At 73.1% G+C, this 23,667-nt stretch carries 19 protein-coding genes; 11 read left to right on the top strand and 8 right to left on the bottom strand.

Annotation, left to right across the window (positions count from 1 at the left end; translation table 11 throughout):
* The first annotated feature begins 1 nt into the window (after nt 1).
* The 5 genes from ACIRPU_RS20365 to ACIRPU_RS20345 are packed head-to-tail and all read left to right on the top strand — an operon-like array spanning nt 2 to nt 6,115.
* Nucleotides 2-1,849: an acetyl/propionyl/methylcrotonyl-CoA carboxylase subunit alpha gene (locus ACIRPU_RS20365; protein WP_403869024.1), complete on the top strand. Its 1,848-nt coding sequence runs from the start codon at nt 2-4 to the stop codon at nt 1,847-1,849.
* 41 nt (nt 1,850-1,890) lie between these two features.
* Nucleotides 1,891-3,096 carry an acyl-CoA dehydrogenase family protein gene (locus tag ACIRPU_RS20360; RefSeq protein WP_403869021.1) on the top strand — a complete coding sequence of 402 codons (1,206 nt, stop codon included), beginning with the start codon at nt 1,891-1,893 and terminating at the stop codon, nt 3,094-3,096.
* A 42-nt stretch (nt 3,097-3,138) separates the two neighbouring features.
* On the top strand, nt 3,139-4,707 hold the full coding sequence (locus ACIRPU_RS20355) for a 4-coumarate--CoA ligase family protein (RefSeq protein WP_403869018.1): 1,569 nt from the start codon (nt 3,139-3,141) through the stop codon (nt 4,705-4,707).
* The gene (locus ACIRPU_RS20350; RefSeq protein ID WP_384108769.1) at nt 4,704-5,450 is read left to right on the top strand and encodes an enoyl-CoA hydratase family protein; all 747 of its coding nucleotides are present in this window, start codon (nt 4,704-4,706) and stop codon (nt 5,448-5,450) included. Before ACIRPU_RS20355 ends, ACIRPU_RS20350 begins: the two co-directional genes overlap by 4 nt.
* A complete protein-coding gene (locus ACIRPU_RS20345; protein ID WP_403869015.1) occupies nt 5,438-6,115 on the top strand; it encodes a TetR/AcrR family transcriptional regulator in 678 nt (225 codons plus the stop codon). Before ACIRPU_RS20350 ends, ACIRPU_RS20345 begins: the two co-directional genes overlap by 13 nt.
* A gap of 106 nt (nt 6,116-6,221) precedes the next feature.
* On the opposite strand, the gene pdxH is transcribed toward ACIRPU_RS20345, so the two are convergent.
* Nucleotides 6,222-6,902 carry a pyridoxamine 5'-phosphate oxidase gene (gene pdxH, locus ACIRPU_RS20340; protein ID WP_355706829.1) on the bottom strand — a complete coding sequence of 227 codons (681 nt, stop codon included), beginning with the start codon at nt 6,900-6,902 and terminating at the stop codon, nt 6,222-6,224.
* A 301-nt stretch (nt 6,903-7,203) separates the two neighbouring features.
* Between pdxH and ACIRPU_RS20335 the strand changes: the two genes are divergently transcribed.
* A complete protein-coding gene (locus tag ACIRPU_RS20335; RefSeq protein ID WP_403869012.1) occupies nt 7,204-8,304 on the top strand; it encodes a citrate synthase 2 in 1,101 nt (366 codons plus the stop codon).
* Between the two features lie 39 nt (nt 8,305-8,343).
* Here ACIRPU_RS20335 and ACIRPU_RS20330 read toward each other — a convergent pair whose 3' ends face one another.
* Together ACIRPU_RS20330 and ACIRPU_RS20325 are read right to left on the bottom strand one after the other, a co-directional pair.
* The gene (locus ACIRPU_RS20330) at nt 8,344-9,360 is read right to left on the bottom strand and encodes an isopenicillin N synthase family dioxygenase (RefSeq protein ID WP_384108780.1); all 1,017 of its coding nucleotides are present in this window, start codon (nt 9,358-9,360) and stop codon (nt 8,344-8,346) included.
* Nucleotides 9,361-9,993: 633 nt separating this feature from the next.
* A complete protein-coding gene (locus ACIRPU_RS20325) occupies nt 9,994-10,149 on the bottom strand; it encodes a hypothetical protein (RefSeq protein ID WP_403869009.1) in 156 nt (51 codons plus the stop codon).
* A gap of 91 nt (nt 10,150-10,240) precedes the next feature.
* On the opposite strand from ACIRPU_RS20325, the gene ACIRPU_RS20320 reads away from it, so the two are divergent.
* A complete protein-coding gene (locus ACIRPU_RS20320; RefSeq protein ID WP_403869006.1) occupies nt 10,241-11,719 on the top strand; it encodes a PAS domain-containing protein in 1,479 nt (492 codons plus the stop codon).
* A 58-nt stretch (nt 11,720-11,777) separates the two neighbouring features.
* Here ACIRPU_RS20320 and ACIRPU_RS20315 read toward each other — a convergent pair whose 3' ends face one another.
* Nucleotides 11,778-12,533 (bottom strand): SIS domain-containing protein, encoded by a 756-nt coding sequence (locus tag ACIRPU_RS20315; protein WP_403869003.1) that lies wholly within the window; start codon nt 12,531-12,533, stop codon nt 11,778-11,780.
* 269 nt (nt 12,534-12,802) lie between these two features.
* Here ACIRPU_RS20315 and ACIRPU_RS20310 point away from each other — a divergent pair, with 269 nt between their 5' ends.
* Nucleotides 12,803-13,495 (top strand): metal-dependent transcriptional regulator, encoded by a 693-nt coding sequence (locus ACIRPU_RS20310; RefSeq protein WP_020130217.1) that lies wholly within the window; start codon nt 12,803-12,805, stop codon nt 13,493-13,495.
* A gap of 513 nt (nt 13,496-14,008) precedes the next feature.
* Complete coding sequence (locus ACIRPU_RS20305; protein ID WP_403869000.1) at nt 14,009-14,965, top strand: alpha/beta fold hydrolase; 957 nt, start codon at nt 14,009-14,011, stop codon at nt 14,963-14,965.
* A 219-nt stretch (nt 14,966-15,184) separates the two neighbouring features.
* Here ACIRPU_RS20305 and ACIRPU_RS20300 read toward each other — a convergent pair whose 3' ends face one another.
* The 3 genes from ACIRPU_RS20300 to ACIRPU_RS20290 form a co-directional block, all read right to left on the bottom strand.
* Nucleotides 15,185-16,792 (bottom strand): transporter, encoded by a 1,608-nt coding sequence (locus ACIRPU_RS20300; RefSeq protein WP_403868997.1) that lies wholly within the window; start codon nt 16,790-16,792, stop codon nt 15,185-15,187.
* On the bottom strand, nt 16,789-17,559 hold the full coding sequence (locus ACIRPU_RS20295; RefSeq protein WP_355706821.1) for an ABC transporter ATP-binding protein: 771 nt from the start codon (nt 17,557-17,559) through the stop codon (nt 16,789-16,791). The genes ACIRPU_RS20300 and ACIRPU_RS20295 overlap by 4 nt, the downstream gene beginning before the upstream one ends.
* Nucleotides 17,560-17,724: 165 nt before the next feature.
* Nucleotides 17,725-18,387, bottom strand: coding sequence for a bifunctional DNA primase/polymerase (locus ACIRPU_RS20290; protein WP_384108790.1), 663 nt, complete (start codon nt 18,385-18,387; stop codon nt 17,725-17,727).
* Nucleotides 18,388-18,722: 335 nt separating this feature from the next.
* On the opposite strand from ACIRPU_RS20290, the gene ACIRPU_RS20285 reads away from it, so the two are divergent.
* Together ACIRPU_RS20285 and ACIRPU_RS20280 are read left to right on the top strand one after the other, a co-directional pair.
* Nucleotides 18,723-20,108 (top strand): transcriptional regulator, encoded by a 1,386-nt coding sequence (locus tag ACIRPU_RS20285; protein WP_384108792.1) that lies wholly within the window; start codon nt 18,723-18,725, stop codon nt 20,106-20,108.
* A gap of 212 nt (nt 20,109-20,320) precedes the next feature.
* Nucleotides 20,321-22,264, top strand: coding sequence for a hypothetical protein (locus ACIRPU_RS20280; protein ID WP_403868991.1), 1,944 nt, complete (start codon nt 20,321-20,323; stop codon nt 22,262-22,264).
* Between the two features lie 60 nt (nt 22,265-22,324).
* Here ACIRPU_RS20280 and ACIRPU_RS20275 read toward each other — a convergent pair whose 3' ends face one another.
* Nucleotides 22,325-23,653 carry an ABC transporter substrate-binding protein gene (locus ACIRPU_RS20275; protein WP_403868988.1) on the bottom strand — a complete coding sequence of 443 codons (1,329 nt, stop codon included), beginning with the start codon at nt 23,651-23,653 and terminating at the stop codon, nt 22,325-22,327.
* Nucleotides 23,654-23,667 lie beyond the last annotated feature (14 nt).

Raw genomic sequence — 23,667 nt, 5'->3', positions numbered from 1 at the left:
CATGATTACTTCCGTTCTGGTGGCCAACCGCGGCGAGATCGCCTGCCGCGTCTTCCGCACCTGCCGCGAGGCGGGCATCCGCACCGTCGCCGTGCACTCGGACGCCGACGCGGGCGCCCTCCACGCGCGCGTGGCCGACTCGGCCGTACGGCTGCCGGGCGGCGCGCCCGCGGACACCTACCTGCGAGCCGACCTCGTGGTGAAGGCCGCCGTCGGCGCGGGCGCGGACGCCGTGCACCCCGGCTACGGCTTCCTCTCCGAGAACGCCGACTTCGCGCGCGCCGTCCTGGACGCGGGCCTCGTCTGGATCGGACCGCCGCCCGAGGCGATCGAGGCGATGGCGTCCAAGACGCGCGCCAAGCAGCTCATGGGGCTCGCCCCGCTCGCCGCGGACGAGGTGACGGAAGCCGATCTGCCGGTGCTGGTGAAGGCGGCCGCGGGCGGCGGCGGGCGCGGTATGCGCATCGTGCGCCGGCTGGCGGAGCTGGGCGCCGCGCTGGAGGGGGCCCGCGCCGAGGCCGCGAGCGCCTTCGGTGACGGCGAGGTGTTCGTCGAGCCGTACGTCGAGAACGGCCGCCATGTCGAGGTGCAGATCCTCGCCGACACACACGGCACGGTGTGGGCGCTCGGCACCCGCGACTGCTCCCTCCAGCGGCGCCACCAGAAGGTGATCGAGGAGGCGCCGGCGCCGGGCCTGTCCGAGCGGTCGGCGCAGGAACTGCGCGCGCTGGCCGTGCGCGCCGCGCGGGCCGTCTCGTACGTCGGCGCCGGCACCGTCGAGTTCCTCGTCGCCGACGGCCGCGCGCACTTCCTGGAGATGAACACCCGCCTCCAGGTCGAACACCCCGTCACGGAGGCCGTCTTCGGGCTCGACCTGGTGGCCGAGCAGATCAGGGTCGCGGAGGGCGCCGCCCTGGACCCCGAGCCCCCACGCGCGCGTGGCCACGCGGTCGAGGCCCGTCTCTACGCCGAGGACCCGGCGAACGACTGGACCCCGCAGACCGGCACCCTGCACCGGCTGACCGTGCCCGAGGGCGTCCGCCTGGACACCGGCTACGGCGACGGCGACGACATCGGCGTCCACTACGACCCCATGCTCGCCAAGGTCGTCGCCCACGCCCCCACGCGCGCGGAGGCGATCCGCAAGCTCGCGGGCGCCCTGGAACGCACGGTCCTGCACGGCCCGGTCACCAACCGCGACCTGCTGGTCCGCTCCCTGCGCCACCCGGAGTTCACCGCCGCCCGCATGGACACCGGCTTCTACGACCGGCACCTCGGCGACCTCACCGTCCCGGCCCCCGACCCGTACGCCCCGCTGGCCGCCGCCCTCGCGGACGCGCGCACCCGCTCGCCGCTGGGCGGCTGGCGCAACCTGCCGTCCCAGCCGCAGACGAAGCGGTACGCGACGGCGGGCGAGGAGACGGAGGTCCGCTACCGCCACACCCGGACCGGCCTCACGGCCGAGGGCGTGCAGGTGGTGCACGCCGACCCCGGCCTGGTCGTCCTGGAGATCGACGGCGTACGGCGCCGCTTCGAGGTCGCCCGCTACGGCGACCGCGTCCACGTCAACGGCACCGCCCTCACCGCGCTGCCCCGCTTTCCCGACCCGGAGGCCCAGCACGCCCCCGGCTCCCTGCTCGCGCCGATGCCCGGCACGGTCGTCAAGCTCGCGGACGGTCTCATCACCGGATCGAGTGTCCGGGCCGGTGAACCGCTGCTGTGGCTCGAAGCGATGAAGATGCAGCACGTCATTTCGGCCCCGGTGGAGGGCACGGTGACGGCATTGCCGGTGACGACAGGACAGCAGGTGCAGGTCGGCACCCTGCTGGCGGTAGTGCAGGAGACCTAGGGGCGCGACCAGCCACGACGAACCGCACGCGAAGGAGCCCCATGACCACCCTCATCGAATCCGACGAGCACAAGGCACTCCGTGAGGCCGTCTCGGCCTTCGCCAAGAGTCACGCCCACGACTCCGGCCCGGGCTACGACCCCGGCCCCGGGCCCGGCTCCGGCCCTGGCTCCGGCTCCGGCTCCGGCTCCGAGAGGAGCAGCCTCTGGCAGGAAGCAGCCAAGCTCGGCTACATCGGCGTCAACCTGCCGGAGGCGTACGGCGGCGGAGGCGGCGGCATCACCGAGCTCTCCCTGGTCCTCGAAGAGCTCGGCGCCGCCGGAGCCCCGCTCCTGATGATGATCGTCTCCCCGGCGATCTGCGGCACGGTCATCGCCCGCTTCGGCACCGAGGCGCAGAAGCGGGAGTGGCTCCCGGCCCTGGCCGACGGCAGCCGCCTCATGGCCTTCGGCATCACCGAACCCGACGCCGGCTCCAACAGCCACCGCATCACCACCACCGCCCGCCGCGACCCCGCGAGCGGCGACTGGCTGCTGACCGGCCGCAAGGTCTTCGTCTCCGGCGTCGACATCGCCGACGCCACCCTGATCGTCGGCCGCACCGAGGACGCCCGCACCGGCAGCCTCAAGCCCTGCCTGTTCATCGTCCCGCGGGACGCCGAAGGCTTCTCCCGCCGCCGCATCGACATGGAACTGACCAGCGTGGAGAAGCAGTTCGAGCTCGTCCTGGACGAGGTGCGGCTCCCGGCGGAGGCGCTCGTCGGCGACGAGGACGCGGGCCTGCTCCAGCTCTTCGCCGGACTCAACCCCGAGCGCATCATGACGGCCGCCTTCGCGATCGGCATGGGCCGCCACGCGCTCGCCAAGGCGATCGCGTACGCGCGCGAGCGCACCGTCTGGAAGAGCCCGATCGGCGCCCACCAGGCCATCGCGCACCCCCTCGCGCAGGCCCACATCGACCTGGAACTGGCCCGTCTGATGATGCAGAAGGCGGCCCACCTGTACGACGCGGGGGACGACGTCGGCGCGGGCGAGGCCGCCAACATGGCGAAGTACGCGGCCGGGGAGGCCTGTGTGAAGGCGGTCGACCAGGCCGTGCACACCCTCGGCGGCAACGGCCTCACACGCGAGTTCGGCCTCGCCAAGCTGATAACCGCCTCCCGCGTGGCTCGTATCGCCCCGGTGAGCCGGGAGATGATTCTCAACTACGTCTCCCACCAGACCCTGGGTCTGCCCAAGTCGTACTGACCGCAGCCGGCAACCGTCGTGTCCGGCGCGCGAGGAGGAACCATGTTCCGCAGCGAGTTCGCAGACGTCCCGCCCGTGGAACTCCCCATCCACGACGCCGTGCTGGGCCGCGCCGCCGAGTTCGGCGAACTTCCGGCGCTCGTCGACGGCACGGACGGCACCACCCTCACGTACGACCAGGTGGACCGGTTCCACCGGAGGGTCGCCGCCGCGCTCGCCGAGGCCGGGGTCCGCAAGGGCGACGTACTGGCCCTGCACAGCCCCAACACCGTCGCCTTCCCGCTCGCCTTCTACGCGGCCACGCGCGCGGGCGCCACGGTCACCACCGTGCACCCGCTCGCCACCGCCGAGGAGTTCGCCAAACAGCTCGACGACTCCGCCGCCCGCTGGATCATCACCGTCTCCCCGCTGCTCCAGACCGCTCGGAGGGCGGCCGAACTCGTGGGCGGCGTCGAGGAGATCTTCGTCTGCGACACCGCCGCCGGGCACCGCTCGCTCGTCGACATGCTCGCCTCGGCGGCCCCGGAACCGCAGGTGGACATCGACCCGGTGGAGGACGTGGCGGCCCTGCCGTACTCCTCCGGGACCACCGGCGTCCCCAAGGGCGTGATGCTCACCCACCGGCAGATCGCCACCAACCTCGCCCAGCTCCGCTCGGTGATGTCCGCGGGCCCCGGCGACCGCATCCTCGCCGTGCTGCCGTTCTTCCACATCTACGGCCTGACCGCCCTGATGAACGCGCCCCTGCGGCAGGGCGCCACCGTCGTGGTGCTGCCCCGCTTCGACCTGGAGAGCTTCCTCGCGGCCATCCAGAACCACCGCATCACGGGCCTGTACGTGGCCCCGCCGATCGTCCTCGCCCTCGCCAAGCACCCGGCGGTCGCCCAGTACGACCTGTCGTCCCTGCGGTACGTCGTCAGCGCGGCCGCGCCCCTGGACGCCGACCTCGCCGCCGCCTGCGCCCAGCGCCTGGGCCTGCCTCCGGTCGGCCAGGCCTACGGCATGACGGAACTGTCCCCGGGCACCCACGTCGTCCCGCTCGACGCCATGCGGGACGCCCCCGCCGGCACCGTCGGCAAGCTCATCGCCGGCACCGAGATGCGGATCGTCTCCCTCGACGACCCCGACAAGGACCTCGACGTCGACGAGCCCGGCGAGATCCTCATCCGGGGACCGCAGATCATGAAGGGCTACCTGGGGCGCCCCGACGCCACCGCCGACATGATCGACGGCGACGGCTGGCTGCACACCGGCGACGTCGGGCGGGTCGACCCGGACGGCTGGCTGTTCGTCGTCGACCGGGTCAAGGAACTGATCAAGTACAAGGGCTTCCAGGTGGCCCCCGCCGAACTCGAGGCCCTCCTGCTCACCCACCCCGGCATAGCGGACGCGGCCGTCATCGGCGTCTACAACGACGACGGCAACGAGGTCCCGCACGCGTACGTGGTCCGGCAGCCCACGTCACCCGACCTCTCCGAAGGAGAGATCGCGATGTACGTCGCCGAGCGGGTCGCCCCCTACAAGCGCGTCCGTCAGGTCACCTTCATCGACGCCGTGCCGCGCGCCGTCTCCGGGAAGATCCTGCGCCGCCAACTGAGGGAGCGTGCATGACGACCGCCCTGGTCGGACGGACCCGCGTCCGAGGAGTCGAGACCCTCAGCCTCGACTCGCCCGCCACCCGCAACGCCCTCTCGGGCGCCCTCGTGAGCGAACTGACGGACGCGCTCGGAAGGTGCGACAAGGACGACGACGTACGCGCCGTCGTCCTCACCCACACCGGCAACACCTTCAGCGCGGGCGCCGACCTGAAGGACCCGCCGCCGCCCCACGCGGTGCCCGCGCTGCTCCGGCGGATCATCGAGCTGCGCAAGCCCGTGGTGGCCCGGGTCGCCGGGCACGTGCGGGCGGGCGGTCTGGGCGTGCTCGGGGCCTGCGACCTCGCGTTCGCCTCCGGGGCGGCCACCTTCGCGTTCACGGAGGTGCGCATCGGGGTCGCGCCCGCCGTCATCTCGCTGCCGCTGCTGCCCCGCGTCGACCCGCGTGCCCTCGCCCGCTACTGCCTCACCGGCGAGACCTTCGGCGCGGCCGAGGCGGCCCGGATCGGCCTCGTCACCCAGTCGGCCGGCGACGCGGGCCTGGACGAGGCCCTCGCACCCGTCCTCGACGGCCTGCGCCGGGCCGCACCCGAGGCCCTGGCGAGGACGAAGGAGCTGCTCACGGCTAAGGTGCTGGAGGCCTTCGTCGAGGACGCGGGCGAGATGACCAGGCTCTCGGCCTCGTTGTTCGCCGGCCCCGACGCCCGCGAGGGAATGACGGCCTTCCTCGAACGACGGGATCCTCCATGGGTGTTGTGACCACGGACGACCGCACCCCGGACGACCGCACCCCGGACGACCGCACCCCGGGTGACCGTGCCCCGGCCGACCGCACTCCGGCCGACCGGGTGCCCAAGCAGGACCGCAGCCGGGCCACCCGGCAGCGGCTCCTGGCGGCGGCCGTGGCCTGCCTCGCCGAACGCGGCTGGGCGGGCTCCACGGTCTCCGTCGTCGCCGAGCGCGCGGGCGTCTCCCGGGGCGCGGCCCAGCACCACTTCCCCACCCGCGAGGACCTCTTCACCGCGGCCGTCGAGTACGTCGCCGAGGAACGCTCGGAGGCGTTGCGCGCGCTGTTCCCGCAGGGAGCGACGGGCGACCGGCGTGCGGTCGTCACCGCTCTCGTGGGCCTCTACACCGGCCCCCTCTTCCGCGCCGCCCTGCACCTGTGGGTGGCCGCCTCCAACGAGGAGCAGCTGCGCCCGCGCGTGACCGAGCTGGAGGCCCGCGTGGGCCGCGAGAGCCACCGCATAGCCGTCGAGCTCCTGGGCGCCGACGAGTCCGCGCCCGGCGTCCGCGAGACCGTCCAGGGCCTGCTGGACATGGCGCGCGGCCTCGGCCTCGCCAACCTCCTCACCGACGACGCGGGGCGCCGCGAGCGAGTGGTGGCGCAGTGGGCGGGACTCCTGGACGACACGCTCGGCTGAACCCACCACCGGCTCCGCCCCGGCCCGACGGTTCCGCCCCCCGGGTCCGAAGCCCTCGTCCTCGTCCTTGTTCCCGCTCCCGCTCCCGCTCCCGCCCCCGGTCCGGTCACGGGCTGAGCCGCTCCACCTGCCAGCTCCCGTCCGGCTCCGCCACGTACCGCAGCCGGTCGTGCAGCCGGTTCAGTCGTCCCTGCCAGAACTCCACCGACTGCGGGGCCACCCGGAAACCGCCCCAGTGCGGCGGCACCGGCACCTGCTCGCCCTCCGGGTAGCGGGCCGCCAGCTCGGCGTAGGAGGCGTCGAGGTCGGCGCGGCCGGCGATCACCGAGGACTGGGCGCTGGCCCAGGCGCCGAGCTGGGAGCCGTGCGGCCGGGTCCGGAAGTACGCGGCGGTCTCGTCGCGCCCGGTGCGCCGGGCCACGCCCCGCACGATGACCTGCCGGGCCATCGGATGCCAGGGGAAGAGCAGCGAGACGTACGGGTTCTCGGCGAGGTCGCGGGCCTTGCGGGAGTCGTAGTTGGTGTAGAAGACGAAGCCCTGCTCGTCGAAGTGCTTCAGCAGCACCGTGCGGGAGCCGGGCCGGCCCTCGGCGTCCGCGGTGGAGACGACCATGGCGTTCGGCTCGAAGAGATGGGCCTCGACGGCCGCGTCCTTGAACCAGCGGGCGAACTGCTCCACGGGTGTGGCGGCCAGCCCGGCCTCGGACAGCCCCTCGGCCCGGTACTGCTTGCGCATGGCGGCGGGATCGGGGACGGGGCCGGGGGAGACGGCGTCTGCGTCGGTCACGTGGTCATCTTGCCGTATGGCCCACCGACGCAGACCACCCCACCGAAGGTGGCACTGAGTGCCGCGACCACTCCCCAAAGGTGGCACTCGGAGATATGGTGCAGAGGCACCCGTCGCCGCCGTTCCGCCCCGGTGGGGTGCCGGTCGGGTGACCGACGGCCGCACGGGGCATCACTGGAGTACCGCCCAGGACCGCGAGTCTTCGCACCCTCAATGCACAGGACCGTGGAACCATCGGCGCCGCCCGTCGCACACCCGCTGTCGCCCACATCCCGTCGCACACATCACGAGGAGCCGCCCGATGTCCGACTTCGTACCCGGACTCGAAGGAGTCGTCGCGTTCGAGACGGAGATCGCCGAACCCGACAAGGAGGGCGGCGCCCTGCGGTACCGGGGCGTCGACATCGAGGACCTGGTCGGCCACGTTTCCTTCGGCAACGTCTGGGGCCTGCTCGTCGACGGCGCCTTCAACCCGGGTCTGCCGCCCGCCGAGCCGTTCCCGATCCCCGTCCACTCCGGCGACATCCGCGTCGACGTGCAGTCCGCGCTCGCCATGCTCGCGCCGGTCTGGGGCCTCAAACCCCTGCTCGACATCGATGCCGAGCAGGCCCGCGCGGACCTGGCCCGCGCCGCCGTCATGGCCCTCTCCTACGTCGCCCAGTCCGCGCGCGGACAGGGCCGGCCGATGGTCCCGCAGCGGGAGATCGACAAGGCGCAGTCCGTCGTCGAGCGGTTCATGATCCGCTGGCGCGGCGAACCGGACCCCAAGCACGTGGCCGCGGTCGACGCCTACTGGACGTCAGCCGCCGAACACGGCATGAACGCGTCCACGTTCACGGCACGGGTGATCGCCTCCACGGGCGCCGACGTCGCCGCCGCCCTGTCCGGCGCCGTGGGAGCCATGTCGGGCCCGCTGCACGGCGGCGCCCCCTCCCGCGTCCTCGGCATGATCGAGGAGATCGAGCGGACCGGGGACGCGGAGGCGTACGTCAAGCAGGCCCTCGACAAGGGTGAGCGACTCATGGGCTTCGGCCACCGCGTCTACCGAGCCGAGGACCCCCGCGCGCGGGTGCTGCGCCGTACGGCCCGTGAGCTGGGCGCGCCGCGCTTCGAGATCGCCGAAGCCCTGGAGAAGGCGGCCCTCGCGGAACTCCACGCCCGCCGCCCCGACCGGGTCCTGGCGACGAACGTCGAGTTCTGGGCGGCCATCATCCTGGACTTCGCCGAGGTCCCGGCGCACATGTTCACCTCGATGTTCACCTGCGCCCGCACGGCGGGCTGGTCGGCGCACATCCTGGAGCAGAAGCGCACCGGCCGCCTGGTCCGCCCCTCGGCCCGTTACATCGGCCCGGGCTCCCGCGGCCCTCAGGAGATCGAGGGCTACGGGGCCATCAGCGGTTAGGGCGGCTGTTGCGGCGGAATCACACCGTCACAAGCGGCATCACGCGGGGCTGAGCAGCTCCGCGTGATGCCGTTCGGCCACCAGCGGGTGGGCCCGCAGCTTGCCCTTCAGCTCGTTGAAGCCGTACTCGGCGAAGAGCGGGTTGGCCGGGTCGTCGGTCACGCCGGGCGCGGCGGAGGCGTGCGGGAAGGGCAGCGGCTCGACGCGGGCGTCCAGACGGGGGTTGTAGAAGAAGGGCACGGAGAACCGCTCGACGGCGCTCGGCGGCGACACGACCCGGTGGTTGGTGGCCACGAGATACCCGTTGGTCGCCACCTCAAGCAGCTCACCCAGGTTGACGACGAAGGCGCCGGGCAGCGGCGGGACGTCGTGGAACAGCCCGTCCGCGCGCTGCACCTGGAGCCCGCCGACCTGGTCCTGGAGCAGCAGCGTCAGGAACCCGTAGTCCTTGTGCGCCCCGACGCCCTGACCGGCGCCGTCGCCCGCGCTTCCCGGATACCGCACGAGCTTCAGATGCGGATGCGCCCGCTCCCCGAAGGCCTGGTCGTAGAAGTCGACGGGCGCCCCGATCGAGGCGAGCAGCTCGTGCAGCAGCTTCTCGGCGACGGCGCTCAGCCGCTCGATCCACGCGAGCGCGGCGGTCCGCAGCGCGGGCAGTCCGGCGGGCCACTGGTTGGGCCCCTCCAGCCACCAGTAGGCGGGCTCGTCGGGCCCGGGCGTCCGGGCGGGCCGCTCGGCCCCTATGTCGAGCTGGTCCCGCCAGTCCTGCCGTCCGCCGGTCCGCTCGTCACCGGTCCGCGTGTAGCCGCGGAAGTGCGGCGAGCGCACGTTGTCGATGGCGAGCCGCTCGGCCTCGGGCAGTGCGAAGAAGGCCCGCATGGCGGACAGCAGCTCGCCGGTCTCCCGCTCGCCGACCCCGTGCCCGACCAGCTGGAAGAACCCCACGTCGTGCGCGGCACTGTGCAGCTGAGCGTGCAGCAGCGCCCGCGCCTGGGGACCGCGGTCGGCGGCGGAGAGATCGATGATCGGCAGTTGCTGGTACGACGGGTTCGTCATGGTACGTCCGCAGGTGTACGGGGCCCGGCCGCCGCCGTGGGTGGGTGGCGCACGGGTGCCAGGTGGGCAAGAGGGAGGGGAACGCAGGCGGATGTGAACCGCGGAAGGGGCTGGAGGCTCAGAGGGAGCGTCGACAGCCCATGCTCGTGACGCGGACGTAGTCCACGTGGCGGCGTCGAACGAGCGCAAGCATGCGCCCAGGGTACTGCCTGACGAAAGATCCGTACGTGGCGCGGATCACGCCCCGCAAACCCTGCGGGCGGAAGGCCGGGAAAGCGGAAGCCGGGAAAGCGGAAGCCGGGGAAGCGGAAGGCCGGAAAAGCAGGCGACCCGCGAGTCTGGTCCTCGCTCAGGAGGGCCGGCCGGACGTACCGGCGACTCGCGGGTCGGGTGACTGCGTTGAATTGGCCGGTTGCGTGCAACTCACACACGCCGGTCCGGCACCGCACTCAGTGGGCGACGGGCCTAGCCCGCAGCCACCTCCGACGTCCGGTGTGCATACATGCTTCGGACCACCTCCTTTCCTTCGGTACCGCACACCCTAGGAACCCATCTCCGATCGCTCAAGTGTTTTTCTCGGATGTTGACTCGGCGGACCGGAAGACGATTCCCTGCTCGCGTGACCGATCTTCGTCAGCCGGTGGCGACCGTCATCGCGCGCGTGCGGACGGCCTGCGGTTCGCGCGGGCACGCGGCTTCGCCGAGGTCGAGCGGTAGGTGCTCGACGGCGGGACGGCGGAATGGGTCGACCTGCGGCTCCTGCCCCGCGATGGGAAGGGCGCGGTACAACGATTCCTCTGCAATCTTGCGGGAACCATATGTGGGCTGCGTCACGTTCGAGTTGAATGAGGGCAAGTGAGCGAACCTGCAGGGGGTCCAGGTGAGTGCTTCCCGACGTAGTGGGACCACCGACGAGCTGGGGCCGGACGAGCCCGAGCGGTCGGGCGGTGACGGCCCCACGCCCCCGGACGGCGCGGAGACCCCGGTCGGCCCGGTCGGCCCGGACGGCACCGATCTGCTCGCCGCGCTGCTCGACGGCATGGACGCGGCGCTCTGCGCGTTCGACGGCGACGGCATCGTCACCCACTGGAACCGCGAGGCCGAGCGCATCCTCGGCTGGAGCGCCACCGAGGCGGTCGGCCGGCACGGCTTCGCGGGATGGGCCGTGCGCAAGGCCGACGCCGAGGACATCGAGGGCCGGCTGATGTCCGCCATGCACGCGCCGGGCCGTCAGGTCCACGAGTTCGCGCTGCTGACCAAGGACGGCGGCCGCGTCCTCGTGCGCAGCCAGTCCGCCGCCGTGCGCGGGCCCGACGGCAAACCCGCGGGGCTGTACTTCGCCTTCAGCGAGGTGCACGCCCAGATCGACCTGGAGCGCTCCATCGCGCTCAGCGAGGCCCTCTTCGACGACGCCTCCTGGGGGGTCGTCCTGGTCGACGCCGACCTGCGTCCCGCCGTCGTCAACGCGCACGCCGCCCGCGCGCTCGGCACGGGCCGTACGGCCGCCCTGGGCCGCCCCCTGGGCGATCTGCTCACCCGGGGCGTCGAGGAGCTGGAGAACGCGCTGACGTACGTCCTCGCCGAGGGCGCCCCGCCGGCCCCCGCCGAGCTGTGGGTCGGGGTGCGCACCCCGGAGGGCGAGAAGCGGCGCTGCTGGCGCAGCGGCTTCCTGAGGCTGGCCTCGCCGCTCGCCGAGGAGCCGGTGCCCCTCGGGGTCGGCTGGATCTTCCAGGACGTCACCGAGGCGAAGCAGGGCGAGCAGGAGGCCTCGCTGCTGCGCTTCCGCGGCAACCAGCTGCACCGGGCCGCCCGCGCGGCGGCCGAGTGCGAGGACCCCGCCGAGGCGGCCACCGTGCACCTGGACTTCGCGCTCGCCGGGTTCGCCGACCACGCCCTGGTCGACCGGGTGATGGGCGGCGCCTCGGCCGACACGGAGGGGGCCGGGCCGCTGCGGCTGATGCGGATCGCGGCCACCCCGTCGGGCGGGCCGGGTCCCGCCGCGCTCACCGGGCACACGGGCCTGCCCGTCCGCTACGGCGAGGCGCACCCGGCGCTCCAGTGCGTGGCGCGGGCCGGTTCGGTGCGGGCCGGGGTGGGCTCCGTGCCGGCCGACGAGGCGAGGGAGTGGGCCCGGGCGCGCCTGTGGCCCGACGACACGGTGCACGCCCTGTGCGCGGTACTGCGCAGCCGGGGTCGCACCCTGGGGGTCGTGACGTTCCTGCGCGGCGGTGGCCGCACGGCCTTCGAGCGTTCCGACGCGATCTACGCCGAGGACGTCGCCGTCCGGATGGCCGCGGCCCTGGACCTCGCCGATCTGACCGGAGCCGCCGACGCGGCGGGCCGGGGCGACGACGTCTGACCCTGGGCGACGGCGCCTGACCCGCGCGGTCGGTCCCCGGGCTGCCGGTGGCGCGGGTTCAGCGGCGGTAGAAGATCCGGTCCCGGTACTCCTCCATGATCCGCCCGTTCCAGTCGTGGCCGCCGTCGACGTTGCCGGAGCGCAGCAGCGGGGGCTCGATGCCGCCCTCGGCGAGGACGCCGGCCGCGGTGGCCATCACGGCCTGGAGGAGGGCCGAGGTGACGACCGTGGAGGCGGGGGCGAAGGGCGCGGGGACGGTGTCGAGGGTGAGCTCGGCGTCACCGACCGCGATCTTCGAGTCGAGGACGATGTCGCAGTGGTCCTTCAGGAACGTTCCGGAGGCGTTGCGGGGCGTCGTCTGCGACGCGTAGGCCACCGATGTCAGGCCGATGACCCGGACGCCCAGGGCGCGGGCGTTCTGGGCCATCTCCACGGGCAGGGCGTTGCGGCCGGACAGCGAGATGATGACGAGGGCGTCGCCCGCGCGCAGGGGCGATGTGTCCAGGACGGCGCCGGCGAGGCCTTCGACGCGCTCCAGGGCGGAGCCGAGGGTGGCGGGGGAGACGTCGACGCCGACGACGCCCGGGACCGCGAGCAGGTTCATCAGGGCGAGGCCGCCCGCGCGGTAGACGACGTCCTGAGCGGCGAGGGAGGAGTGACCGGCGCCGAAGGCGAAGAGGCGGCCGCCGGCGGCCACGGTGTCGGCGAGCAGCGTGCCGGCGGCCTCGACGGTGTCGGCCTCCTCGTCGCGGGCCCGCTGGAGCAGGGCGATCGCGGCGTCGAAGAACTGGGCGGCGAGCTTGCGGTCGCTCATCCGAAGGGCCCCTTTGCCGTGGCGGGTGTCCGTGTCGCGGATCACCGTGCGGTCTGGACCAGTGCGCTGTCAATACGCCCGGTGACGTTGGGGCGGCCGGGGCGACGGTCGGCCCGCGCCGGCTGCGCACGCCCCGATGTAACCGCCTCGTTTCAACGGCGCGGCACGCTTGTCAGTGGTATCCGGCAGAATTGACTCCAGGGCCAGCGCACGCGCCGGAGAGCCGTTCAGCCTTCGGCAGAGCCAGCAGAGCTAATCGAGGGGCACACATGTCCGGACTGATCGACACCACGGAGATGTATCTCCGCACCATCCTCGAGCTGGAGGAGGAAGGCGTGGTGCCCATGCGTGCCCGGATCGCCGAACGCCTCGACCAGAGCGGGCCGACGGTCAGCCAGACGGTGGCGCGCATGGAGCGCGACGGTCTGGTCTCCGTGGCCAGCGACCGCCACCTCGAGCTCACCGACGAGGGCCGCCGGCTGGCGACGCGCGTGATGCGCAAGCACCGCCTCGCCGAGTGTCTCCTGGTCGACGTGATCGGCCTGGAGTGGGAGCAGGTGCACGCCGAGGCCTGCCGCTGGGAGCACGTGATGAGCGAGGCCGTCGAGCGTCGCGTGCTGGAGCTGCTGCGGCACCCGACCGAGTCGCCGTACGGCAACCCGATCCCGGGCCTGGAGGAGCTGGGCGAGAAGGACGGCGCCGACCCGTTCCTGGACGAGGGCATGGTCTCGCTGGCCGACCTCGACCCGGGCCTGGAGGGCAAGACGGTCGTCGTGCGCCGGATCGGCGAGCCGATCCAGACGGACGCGCAGCTGATGTACACGCTGCGTCGCGCGGGCGTGCAGCCCGGTTCGGTGGTGAGTGTGACGGAGTCGGCGGGCGGTGTCCTGGTGGGCAGCGGCGGCGAGGCGGCCGAGCTGGAGTCGGACGTCGCGTCCCACGTGTTCGTCGCGAAGCGCTGAGCTCCGCCCGGCGGGCGCGGCACGTCGTCAGGGCGGCCCCCGTCGTCGAAACGCTGAGGATTGTTCAACTCCTGGGGAGCGTGGGGAAGTTGGGCCGTTGCGTCGATCTCGTCGATTCGCAGATTCCCTGTGTCGAATCGCAGCGCTCCGGCGCTTCACGTGCCAGGCTGTCGCGTGGGGCATATGACCTGAGGGGGGCCTGATGCCGTGGCGTGGAGCAGTGGAGAGCCCCGGTGCCGTAAGGCACCGGGGCCTGTCCTCCCCTGTTCTGACCCGGAGCCCCGAGCTCTCAGGGTCATTCCCCGCGGACCGATTTCCCCGAGCGGTCCGCCTCCCGCTGAAGGTCTCCCCTCGGCAGCGGCGATCATTCCTTGAGTGTGGTCACTCGAACGAGGGGTGTTGTGCGCGGAGAGTGCATTTCTCGAAAGGCCATTCGATAGCCTGCGGGTGATTGAAGGCAGTACGAAGGCATCGGAAGCGCAGCGGTATGACGGCTAGGGGGTGCCAGGACCTATGGCGCGACGCATCGACGTGACCGGGGCGGGCGGCGTACGCCTGGCGGCCTGGGAGTTCGGTGACCCGCCCAAGGGCGACCCGGCGAAAGCGGTGACGGAGCCCGTGATTCCGCCCCAGTCCGCGCGGAAGCGGGAGGGGGTCCGGTCCGCCGAGCCCCTTGAGAACGGCGCCGGACGCAGGCCGGGCGTCCTGTTACTGCACGGTCTGATGGGCCGGGCCTCGCACTGGGCGTCCACCGCCCGCTGGCTCTCCGAGCGGCACCGCGCGGTCGCCCTCGACCAGCGCGGTCACGGCCAGAGCGCTAAGTCGCCCGGGGCCGCCTTCACCCGCGAGGCCTATGTCGAGGACGCGGAGGCCGCCCTGGAGCAGCTCGGCCTCGCCCCGGCCGTCCTCATCGGCCACGCCATGGGCGCCCTCACCGCGTGGCAGCTCGCCGCCAAGCGCCCCGACCTGGTGCAGGGCCTGATCGTCTGCGACATGCGGGCCTCCGCGCTGGGAGCGGCCTCGCAGCGCGAGTGGGGCGACTGGTTCAAGTCCTGGCCGGCCCCCTTCGCCACGCTCGCCGACGTCCGCAAGTGGTTCGGCGAGGACGACCCCTGGGTGGAACGCCCGAACCCGTCCCGGGGCGAGTTCTACGCCGAGGTGATGCACGAGTCGCCGGACGGCTGGCGTCCCGTCTTCGAGCCCGAGCAGATGCTCAAGTCCCGCGAGACCTGGGTCTACGACGCGCACTGGGAGGAGCTCACCCAGGTCCAGTGCCCGGCGCTGGTGGTGCGCGGCCTGGACGGCGAGCTCGGCCGCGCCGAGGCCCAGGAGATGGTGCGGGTCCTGCCGCGCGGCGCGTACGCGGAGGTCGCCGACGCCGGGCACCTGGTGCACTACGACCAGCCGGAGGGATGGCGCACGGCGATCGAACCGTTCCTCGACGCCGTACTCGCCCCCGAAACCCCCTGAAGCCTCCTCCGAGCCCCCGAACCCCCGAGCCCCGAACCCGCCGAGAGGCCCACCCAAGCCCCCTGAGGCCCGCCCAAGCCCCTGAGGCCCTCCGGGCCCGCAGGTCGGGCCCCTCGACGGCCGGGCGGTCGCCCAGCCATGCCGGTCCGGCAGCCGGGCGGTCACCCAGCCATGCCGGTCCGGCGGTCGGGTGGTCACCCGGTCGCTCCGGTCGGGCGGTCAGCCCTTGCTCACCGCCGTCAGGATCTCCGGAAGGCGCGCCGCCGTGCGGGGAGCGGCCAGGCGCAGTCCCAGCAGCGTGATCGCCGCGCCGTACACCGCGCCCCCGGGCAGCAGCAGCCAGGTCCAGGAGTCCCCGCCCTCGGTGACGTGCAGCCAGATCGTCACCGCGATGACGGGCGCGCACAGCAGGGCCGCCGAGACCATCCCGCCGAAGATCGCGATCCAGGCGAGCCCGGCCTGGCCGGGGGCGACGTTCTTGTAGCCCTCCTGCGGGATCGAGTAGGGGAAGCGGGCCGAGGTCCAGGCGCCCGTCGCCAGCATCGCGCCGAGCAGCGCGAGGGACAGCCCCAGCGCCTCGGGCAGCTTCGACCAGTCGCCGAGCATCGCCGTCGTCAGCACGGTCACCAGCGTCGCGTACGGCAGGGTGATCAGCAGCAGGGCCAGCGCCCGCGCGCGCAGCTCGGCGTACGCGTCCCGGCGCGAGGAGATCGTCATCGCGACCATCCAGAACGCGGACGTGTCCTGCCCGAACTGGTTGTACATCTGGATGCCGAGCATCCCGGCGGCGAAGCAGGCGAAGTAGATCGAGCCGGTGCCCTGCAAGGCGTTGAAGACGGGCACGATCAGCCCGATCGCCAGCGACGTCACCCAGGCCGCCTTGGTCTTCGGGTCGCGCCAGATGTAGCGCAGCCCGCGCTCCATGACGGTGCCGGTGCGCCCGCCCGGCAGCAACCGCCCGAGCCCCGCCGAGTTCCGTCGGTCCCGCGCGGCCGGCTCGGCCCCCTGGAGGGTGGACCCGTCGGGCGAGATCATCAACCGGGTCAGGCTCCGCGTCCACGCCCGCACCAGCAGCACCAGAGCGCCCGCGCTGACGGCGATCTGCGCGGCGGCCATCCCGTACGCGCCCTCGCTCACCGAGTCCACCGCGCCGATCGTCGAGGCGGGCGGCAGCCAGCGCAGCACGTCCGCCGCCGGATCGAGCTGCCCGAGACCGGACGTCCCGAGCCGCTGCGCCCCGAAGTTGACGAGCTGCGCCCCGATCGCGATGACCAGCCCGCTCAGCACCGCGAGATCGCGTCCCTTACGGCTGGTCAGCAGCCGGATGTTGGCGGCGGCCACGGCCCGGGCGAGCGCCACGCACACCAGCAGCCCGAGGGCGACGGCGAGCACGCCCACCGCCCACGCGGCGGCCCCGTGCGCCACGGACACCACCGACCCCACCAGCATCAGCAGCGTGAACAACGGCCCGATGCCCACCAGCGAGGCCGCCAGCAGCGCCCGTACCAGCGGCCGGGGCCGCAGCGGCAGGATCACCAGCCGGGTCGGGTCCAGGGTCTCGTCACCACTGGGGAAGAACAGCGGCATCACCGCCCAGCCCAGCCCCAGCACCGCCGCGAGCAGCACCACCAGCGACACCGCGTGGTCGTGCCCGCGCAACGCGATCAGGCCGAGCAGCTGAAGCGCGGCGAACAGCAGCGTGACGACGGCCGAGGCGACGTACGCGGCCCGCCGCCCACCCGACTGCCGCAGCCCGTTGCGCAGCAGCGACAGCTTCAGCCGTACGACGGTGGGGACGAGGCCCGGCGGGGAGGTCGGCTCGCTCACCGGGCCGCCCCGCCGCCCAGCCAGTCGAGGTCGGAGCCGGTGTCCCGCCCCTGCGCCCCGACGAGTTCGAGAAACGCCTGCTGCAGGGAGGGAGCCGACCCCCGCACCTCCTCCAGCGTCCCGTGCGCCCGGATCCGGCCCGCCGCCAGCACCGCCACCCAGTCGCACAGCGACTCGACGAGCTCCATGACATGGGAGGAGAAGACGACCGTCGCCCCGGACGCGGTGTACCGCTCCAGCACGCCCCGGATGATCTGCGCGGACACCGGGTCGACGCCCTCGAACGGCTCGTCCAGGAAGAGCACTTCGGGGTTGTGCAGCAGCGCGGTCGCGAGCCCGATCTTCTTGCGCATGCCGGTCGAGTAGTCGACGACGAGCTTGTGCTGGGCCCCGGCCAGATCGAGGACGTCGAGCAGCTGCGTGGCCCGCTTGTCGACCTCGGCGCCCGGCAGCCCCCGCAACCGCCCGCTGTAGCCGAGGAGTTCACGCCCCGACAGCCGTTCGAACAGCCGCAGCCCCTCCGGCAGCACCCCGATCCGCGCCTTCACCTCGACGGGATCCCGCCACACGTCGTGCCCGACGACCTCGACGGACCCCTGATCGGGCCGCAACAGCCCGGTCACCATCGACAGGGTCGTGGTCTTCCCGGCCCCGTTCGGCCCGACGAGCCCGATGAACTTCCCGGAGGGCAGATCGAGATCGATCCCGGCGACGGCGACCTGCTGCCCGAACCGCTTCCAGAGGTTGCGCACGCGTACGGACGTCATGCACGAACCCTACGGTGGAACGCCCCACGTGGGGGCGCGGGACGGTGCTCGACATGCGGCTGCGCCGCGTGGGCGCGAATGACCACGACGAACCCGTGTCCGCCGCCCAAGACCGACCACGCGGACCACGAGGCCGACGCGGATCAAGCGGATCGAAGGGCGCCGTCAGCGGTCGCGCCCGCAGGCGTAGGCGAGCGGTGAGATCAACTCCTCCGCGTCCGGCAGCCACCGGTTCGCGGCGGTGGGCCGGCACGCCCACTGCACGGCCCCCCGGGACCCGAACCGCGTGGGCGGGGCGGCGACGTACATGCCCTCGCCGAGCGTCACGAGATCGAGGGCGCCCAGCGACCAGCCCAACTTGCGCACCAGGTCCGGCACCTTCGCCGACGCCCCCGGCAACACGAAGAACTGCATCCGCAGGTCCGGCGTCAATGTGACGGGACCGAGCGTCAACTCCATCCGTTCCATCCGCGCCAGCGCGAGAAACCCGGCCGTCTCCGGAACGGAGATCGCGTCGAACGTGCGCCCGGTGGGCAGCAGGATCGAGGCGGTCGGCTGCTTCTGCCACATCCGTCGCGCGACCGTCGCGCTGCCGGTGGCCTGGGTGGCCCAGTCAGGGCGCGCGGGGTGCGCGCCCGGCGCCGCACACGCGCCGTCGCCGCAGGAGCAGCGCTGCACTCCGTCGACGGGTTCCAGCCAGGTGCCGGGGAACACGTCCCAATGACGTTCCTCGGCGTAACGAACGGCGGTCTCGAGCAGCGATTCCCCGCGCTGCTTCGGGATTTGAGTGGCTTCGGCGCCCGCGATGGTCTCTTCCACGATGAACACAACTCTAGTCGTCACCAGGGGTTACGCCCGCCACATTGCGCGGGGGAGGAGCATCGATTCCGCGTCCGGGGCGCATGGGTGCACGGGCGGGGGCGCGCGGGAGGAACGGGCGCGGGAGCGGGTAACCAGGTAGAGGGGGCGGGGCTTCCGTCGGTAACCCGGCAATTCTCTGTATTCCTCGGCAAGTCTTGGCAATCCTCACATGCCTCGCATTTTCACTGTGGCTGTGGGGCATTGATCTTCTCGGCCGGAACTTTTCGGTGGAAGACACGTCAACTCGGTGTGTGGGCGGGCACCCGCCGTCCCGGTCACCGCAGCCACAGGGGGTAGTGCCCATGGCCGCAAGGCCGCTAGTCGCGCGGCAGCCGAACGAACGGTTGCAGGCGCTCATCCAGGAGGCGGGGTGCTCGAACGCCGGGCTCGCCCGCCGCGTCAACATGTGCGGCGCCGAGCACGGTCTCGACCTGCGCTACGACAAGACGTCCGTGGCCCGTTGGCTGCGCGGACAGCAGCCGCGCGGCCGCGCCCCGGCGATCATCGCGGAGGCGCTGGGCCGCAAGCTCGGCCGTACGGTCACGATCGACGAGATCGGCATGGCCAACGGCAAGAACCTCGCCTCGGGCGTGGGTCTCCAGTTCTCGCCGACGGTACTGGGGGCCATCGAGCAGGTCTGCGAACTGTGGCGCAGTGACGTGGGCCGACGCGACTTCCTCTCCGGTTCGTCCGTGGCCGCCTCCGCGCTGGTCGAGCCGAGCCGGGACTGGCTGATCTCCTCACCCGACGCGCAGGTCGCGCGGTCGGCCGGGCCCCGGGTGGGCCTCTCCGACGTCGCGGCCGTCAAGGCGATGACCCAGGCGCTGGTCGACCTGGACCACCAGTACGGCAGCGGGCATGTGCGCCCGGTCGTCGTGCACTACCTCAACAGCGTCGTCTCGGGCCTGCTGGCGGGCTCCTACCGGGAGGCGGTGGGCCGGGAACTCTTCGCGTCCGTGGCCCGGTTGACGGAGCTCGCGGGCTACATGGCCGTCGACACCGGCCAACCCGGCCTCGCCCAGCGCTACTACATCCAGGCGCTGCGGCTCGCCCAGGCGGCGGGCGACAGAGGGTACGGCGGGTACATCCTCGCCGCCTCCATGAGCCACCTCGCCGCGCAGCTCGGGAACCCGCGGGAGATCGCGCAGTTGGCGCGCGCGGCGCAGGAGGGAGCGCGAGGGCGGGTGACACCGCGCGCGGAGGCGATGTTCCTCGCGGCGGAGGCGCGCGGCCACGCGCTGCTCGGGGACGCGCGCGGGGCGCAGGCGGCGTCCGGGCGGGCGGTGTCGGCACTGGAGGCGGCCGATCCGTCCGCCGGGGACGACCCCGCGTGGATCGCGCACTTCGACGAGGCCTATCTGGCCGACGAGTTGGCGCACTGCCACCGCGACCTGGGCCAGGCCGAGGCGGCGGCGCGCCGTGCCGAGGAGTCGCTGGCCGGGCATCCGGAGAACCGGGCGCGCCGGCGGGCGATCGGCTACGTCCTGCTGGCCACCGCGCAGGTGCAGCAGCGCGAGATCGAACAGGCCTGCCACACGGGTCTCAAGGCGGTCGAGCTCCTCGAGACGCTCCGCTCCAACCGGGGCGCGGAGTACCTGGAGGACTTCCAGCAGCGACTGGAACCGTTCCGGGACGAGTCGGTGGTAAGGGAGTTCGGGGCGCGGCTGGAGCTACAGACCGCGGCGTGAACGGACGGGGCGCCGGCGCGTGAACACGCGGGAAACGGCATGGTCGCGCCGATGAAGGGCGGATACAGCGCACGGCGCTCCGGATCCGTCACCGATGTCACCGCCGAACCCGGTGGGAGGGAGATCACGTTCTGAGCTGCGTGGCACGGGGTTCCGGGGACCCGGTAGCGTGAGCCGATGATTCCGAAGGTCCCCCATTCGTAGGAGTCCCGGTGACGCAGAGTGGACAGGGCGAGGAGCCCTCGGCGCAACCCGCGCGCGAAGGCATCGTGCTGCCCTCCGACGGTGGGGAACCCCTGCTGCCGGGAATGACGGCGAGCGCACCGCGGCCGGCGCCCCGCCAGGGCCCGCCGCCCGGCCCGCCGTCGGGCCACCACTCCGGCCAGTACGGCGCTGAGCAGTACGGGCAGCAGCAGTACGGACAGGACGAGTACGGGCAGCAGCAGTACGGGCAACCGGACTACGGCCGGCACGGCCAGCAGGCGCAGCACGGCCGGCACGGGCAGCAGGCGCCCCAGGGGCAGCCCGAGTACGGGCAGCAGGCGCCGGCCGGCGGGCAGACCTGGGGGGATCCCTGGGGTCCCGGCGGGCAGGCGGCCGCCCCGCAGCAGTCCGCCCAGGGCTGGCCGCTCCCGGCGGACCAGACGGACGGACCGGGCCGGACGGACCAGGCCCACCAGCAGCACCAGTCACAGCACCAGCAGCAGCCACAGCACCCGCACCAGCCGCAGGCCCAGTGGAACAGCGGACAGCCGGCCCCGTGGAACGGCGGCGCCCCTGCGGGCGCCGGCCCGCTCCCGCCCGAGAGCGCACCGGCGCCGGGCGCCCCCCTGCCGCCGGCCGCCCCCGCCCCGATCGACGACGGCGCGACGCAGTACATACCGCCGGTCCCGGCCGACCCCGCCGCCGACGGCCGCGGCCCGTACCTGCCGCCGTACGCCGCGCCCGGCGCCGCCGACGAGGGCGCCACCCAGTACCTGCCGCCGGTCCCCGCCACCCCGGTCGACGAGGGCGCGACGCAGTACCTGCCCCCGGTCCCCGCCACCCCGGTCGACGAGGGCGCGACGCAGTACATACCGCCGGTGGCACCGGGCGCGCTGCCGCCCGAGGTTCCGGCCGAGTCGACCCAGTACCTGGGCCGTACCCCGCAGAACGCCCCGGGACCGATGCCGGCCCCCGGGACGCAGCCCGGCGCGTACTCCGACTCCGAGCCCACGCAGTACATACCGCCCGTCGCCGCACAGGACGGCGGGGACCGGCAGCCGCCCGCCGAGTTCGAGAACCTCTTCCGCATCGGACCGGGCGGCGACAGCCCGGCCGGGGCCACACAGCAGCTCCCGCGCTTCTCCGAGCCGGACCTCCCCGGACGCGGCCACGGCGGCCCGCGCGGCCCCGGGCACGGTGGCGCACCGGGCTACGGCACCGGACCCGCCGCCCGCTCCCCGCAGCCCGCCTACACCCCACCCGGTGACCCGGCGGCGGGCGGGCGGCGCGGGGCGCGTGACGGCGGCGGCCGGGGAGGCCGTACCGGCTCGCGGCTGCCGTTGTTCGCGGCGATCGGCGTGGCTCTCGCGGTCGTCGGCGTCGGCGCGGGCGCGCTGCTCGCGGGCGGGGGCGGTGACCAGGGTGACGACAACAAGACCGTCGCCGCGTCGGCCCCCGCGACCGAGGGGTCCGCGTCGGCGTCCACCGGCGCGGCCGAGCAGCAGGCCGTCGAACTCGACAAGCTGCTCGCGGACAGCGGCAGCAGCCGCGCCAGTGTGATCAGCGCGGTGGCCGACGTGAAGGCGTGCGGCAATCTCGCCCAGGCCGCCACGGACCTGCGGGACGCGGCGAAGCAGCGCACCGACCTGGTCACCAGGCTGTCCGCGCTGAAGGTCGACCAGCTGCCGGACCACGCCTCGCTGACCACCGCCCTCACCAAGGCGTGGCAGGCGTCCGCGTCCGCCGACGACCACTACGCGGCCTGGGCCGACCAGGTCGCCGCCGGCAAGAACAAGAGCTGCAAGAAGGGCTCGGCCCGCACCACCTCGGAGACCCAGGCCGGCAACCGCGCCAGCGGCACCGCCAGCGCCCAGAAGACGCAGGCCGCGAAGTTGTGGAACAAGATCGCGCGGACCTACGGCCTGACCGAGCGCCAGCCCACCCAGTTGTAGACGCGCGCCGGCCGACACCGTCGCCGAGACGGGTCGGCCGGGCTGGGCGGGTTGGGCGGGTCAGTCGACGTCGGCCTTCTCCAGGGTCTTCGTCACGTCCACGAAGCCCTTCTTGGCGGCCACCAGCCGGCCCTTCCGCACGGCCTGAAGGGTGACCTCGGCGTTGACCAGGCGGGGGAAGCCGATGGAGGCGAGCTGGTCGGTGAACTCCCAGCGGAGCGTCGGCGTGAGTCCGCCCGTGGTGACCTTCAGACCGTCGTCCAGGGCGCCCCGTACGGAGTCGGCGGTCACCTCGCCGCCGTCCAGCGACTCCACGGCCTGCCGGAACACGGTGTAGGCGATCCAGGTGGTCTGCACGCCGGTGTCGGTGGGGTCGATCCGGGTGTCGGAGAACGCCTCCTCGCTGATCACCTTCTTCATCGGCGCCCAGGCGGGGTCGCTCGACACCGGGTACCAGCCGGTGACGTAAGCCCCCTCGAAGGGTCCGGAGGCGGCGCCGGCGGCGTTGATCACCGTCTGGTCGACGCTGCCGAGGACGGTGCCGGTGCGGATGCCGGGGTGGTCCTCGCGGGTGCGCCGGAAGGAGTCCATGAAGGTGGCGGTGCGGTCTCCGAGCGCGGTGACCACGCACCCCTTCTCGTCCGCGGCCGAGTCGCCGGTCGCGTTGTCCAGGGCGGCCTCGGCCTGCGTCGCGTACTCGGTTGCGTCCTCGGGCGCCCGCTGGTCCTCGGCCTTGTCGTGCCCGCCCGCGGTCAGCCCGGCGTTGAGCATCGGGGGCAGCGCGTCACCGGCGATGGTGTCGGGGCGGACGAGCGAGACGGGACCGCAGGTCGTGCCGAGTTCCTTGCCGAGACCGGCCAGCAGCGAGGGCTGGCCGCCGTTGACGGGGTAGGACAGCGGGCTGGTGAACTCGGCGTTCGTGACGCCGTAGCCGCCTATGTAGGGGATGCCGGCGCCTTCCAGGTGCGGGAAGAAGGCGTCGGAGTGCTGGCTGTAGGAGCCGACCACGGCGACCGCGTGCTCCTTGACGGCGCGCCGGGCGCACGCCGCGGCGGACACCGTGTCGTTGTGGTCGTTGCAGGTCAGGACCTTGAGCTTGCGGCCGTTGAGGCCGCCGTTCGCATTGATCCAGCGGGCGTAGGCGAGGGCGAAGGCGGGCATGCCCGGCTTGTTGGTGGCGGACGTCTCCTCGGGCGCCCACGTCATGACGACGATCGGGTCGTCCCCGGAGCCCCCCGAGACACCGGGGACGACCCCGCAGCCGACGGCGAGTGACGCACAGGCGGCCAGGGCACCCGCCGAGAGGGCGGTCGCTCTGACGGACCTGGTGAAGCGGAAGGACCTGGGGAGGAAGGTGCTTCGCGTTGACGTGCGTCGCTTGCCGGTCATGGACACGCACGATT

It is taken from the genome of Streptomyces sp. NPDC102259, from assembly GCF_044766465.1.
Taxonomy (GTDB): Bacteria; Actinomycetota; Actinomycetes; order Streptomycetales; family Streptomycetaceae; genus Streptomyces.
This window is presented reverse-complemented; position numbering and strand designations above follow the sequence as displayed.

Coding starts and splice junctions, on each gene's coding strand:
- ACIRPU_RS20365 (WP_403869024.1), top strand. CDS start 2: ATGATTACTTCCGTTCTGGTGGCCAACCGCGGCGAGATCGCCTGCCGC.
- ACIRPU_RS20360 (WP_403869021.1), top strand. CDS start 1,891: ATGACCACCCTCATCGAATCCGACGAGCACAAGGCACTCCGTGAGGCC.
- ACIRPU_RS20355 (WP_403869018.1), top strand. CDS start 3,139: ATGTTCCGCAGCGAGTTCGCAGACGTCCCGCCCGTGGAACTCCCCATC.
- ACIRPU_RS20350 (WP_384108769.1), top strand. CDS start 4,704: ATGACGACCGCCCTGGTCGGACGGACCCGCGTCCGAGGAGTCGAGACC.
- ACIRPU_RS20345 (WP_403869015.1), top strand. CDS start 5,438: ATGGGTGTTGTGACCACGGACGACCGCACCCCGGACGACCGCACCCCG.
- ACIRPU_RS20335 (WP_403869012.1), top strand. CDS start 7,204: ATGTCCGACTTCGTACCCGGACTCGAAGGAGTCGTCGCGTTCGAGACG.
- ACIRPU_RS20330 (WP_384108780.1), bottom strand. CDS start 9,360: ATGACGAACCCGTCGTACCAGCAACTGCCGATCATCGATCTCTCCGCC.
- ACIRPU_RS20315 (WP_403869003.1), bottom strand. CDS start 12,533: ATGAGCGACCGCAAGCTCGCCGCCCAGTTCTTCGACGCCGCGATCGCC.
- ACIRPU_RS20310 (WP_020130217.1), top strand. CDS start 12,803: ATGTCCGGACTGATCGACACCACGGAGATGTATCTCCGCACCATCCTC.
- ACIRPU_RS20305 (WP_403869000.1), top strand. CDS start 14,009: ATGGCGCGACGCATCGACGTGACCGGGGCGGGCGGCGTACGCCTGGCG.
- ACIRPU_RS20295 (WP_355706821.1), bottom strand. CDS start 17,559: ATGACGTCCGTACGCGTGCGCAACCTCTGGAAGCGGTTCGGGCAGCAG.
- ACIRPU_RS20285 (WP_384108792.1), top strand. CDS start 18,723: ATGGCCGCAAGGCCGCTAGTCGCGCGGCAGCCGAACGAACGGTTGCAG.
- ACIRPU_RS20275 (WP_403868988.1), bottom strand. CDS start 23,653: ATGACCGGCAAGCGACGCACGTCAACGCGAAGCACCTTCCTCCCCAGG.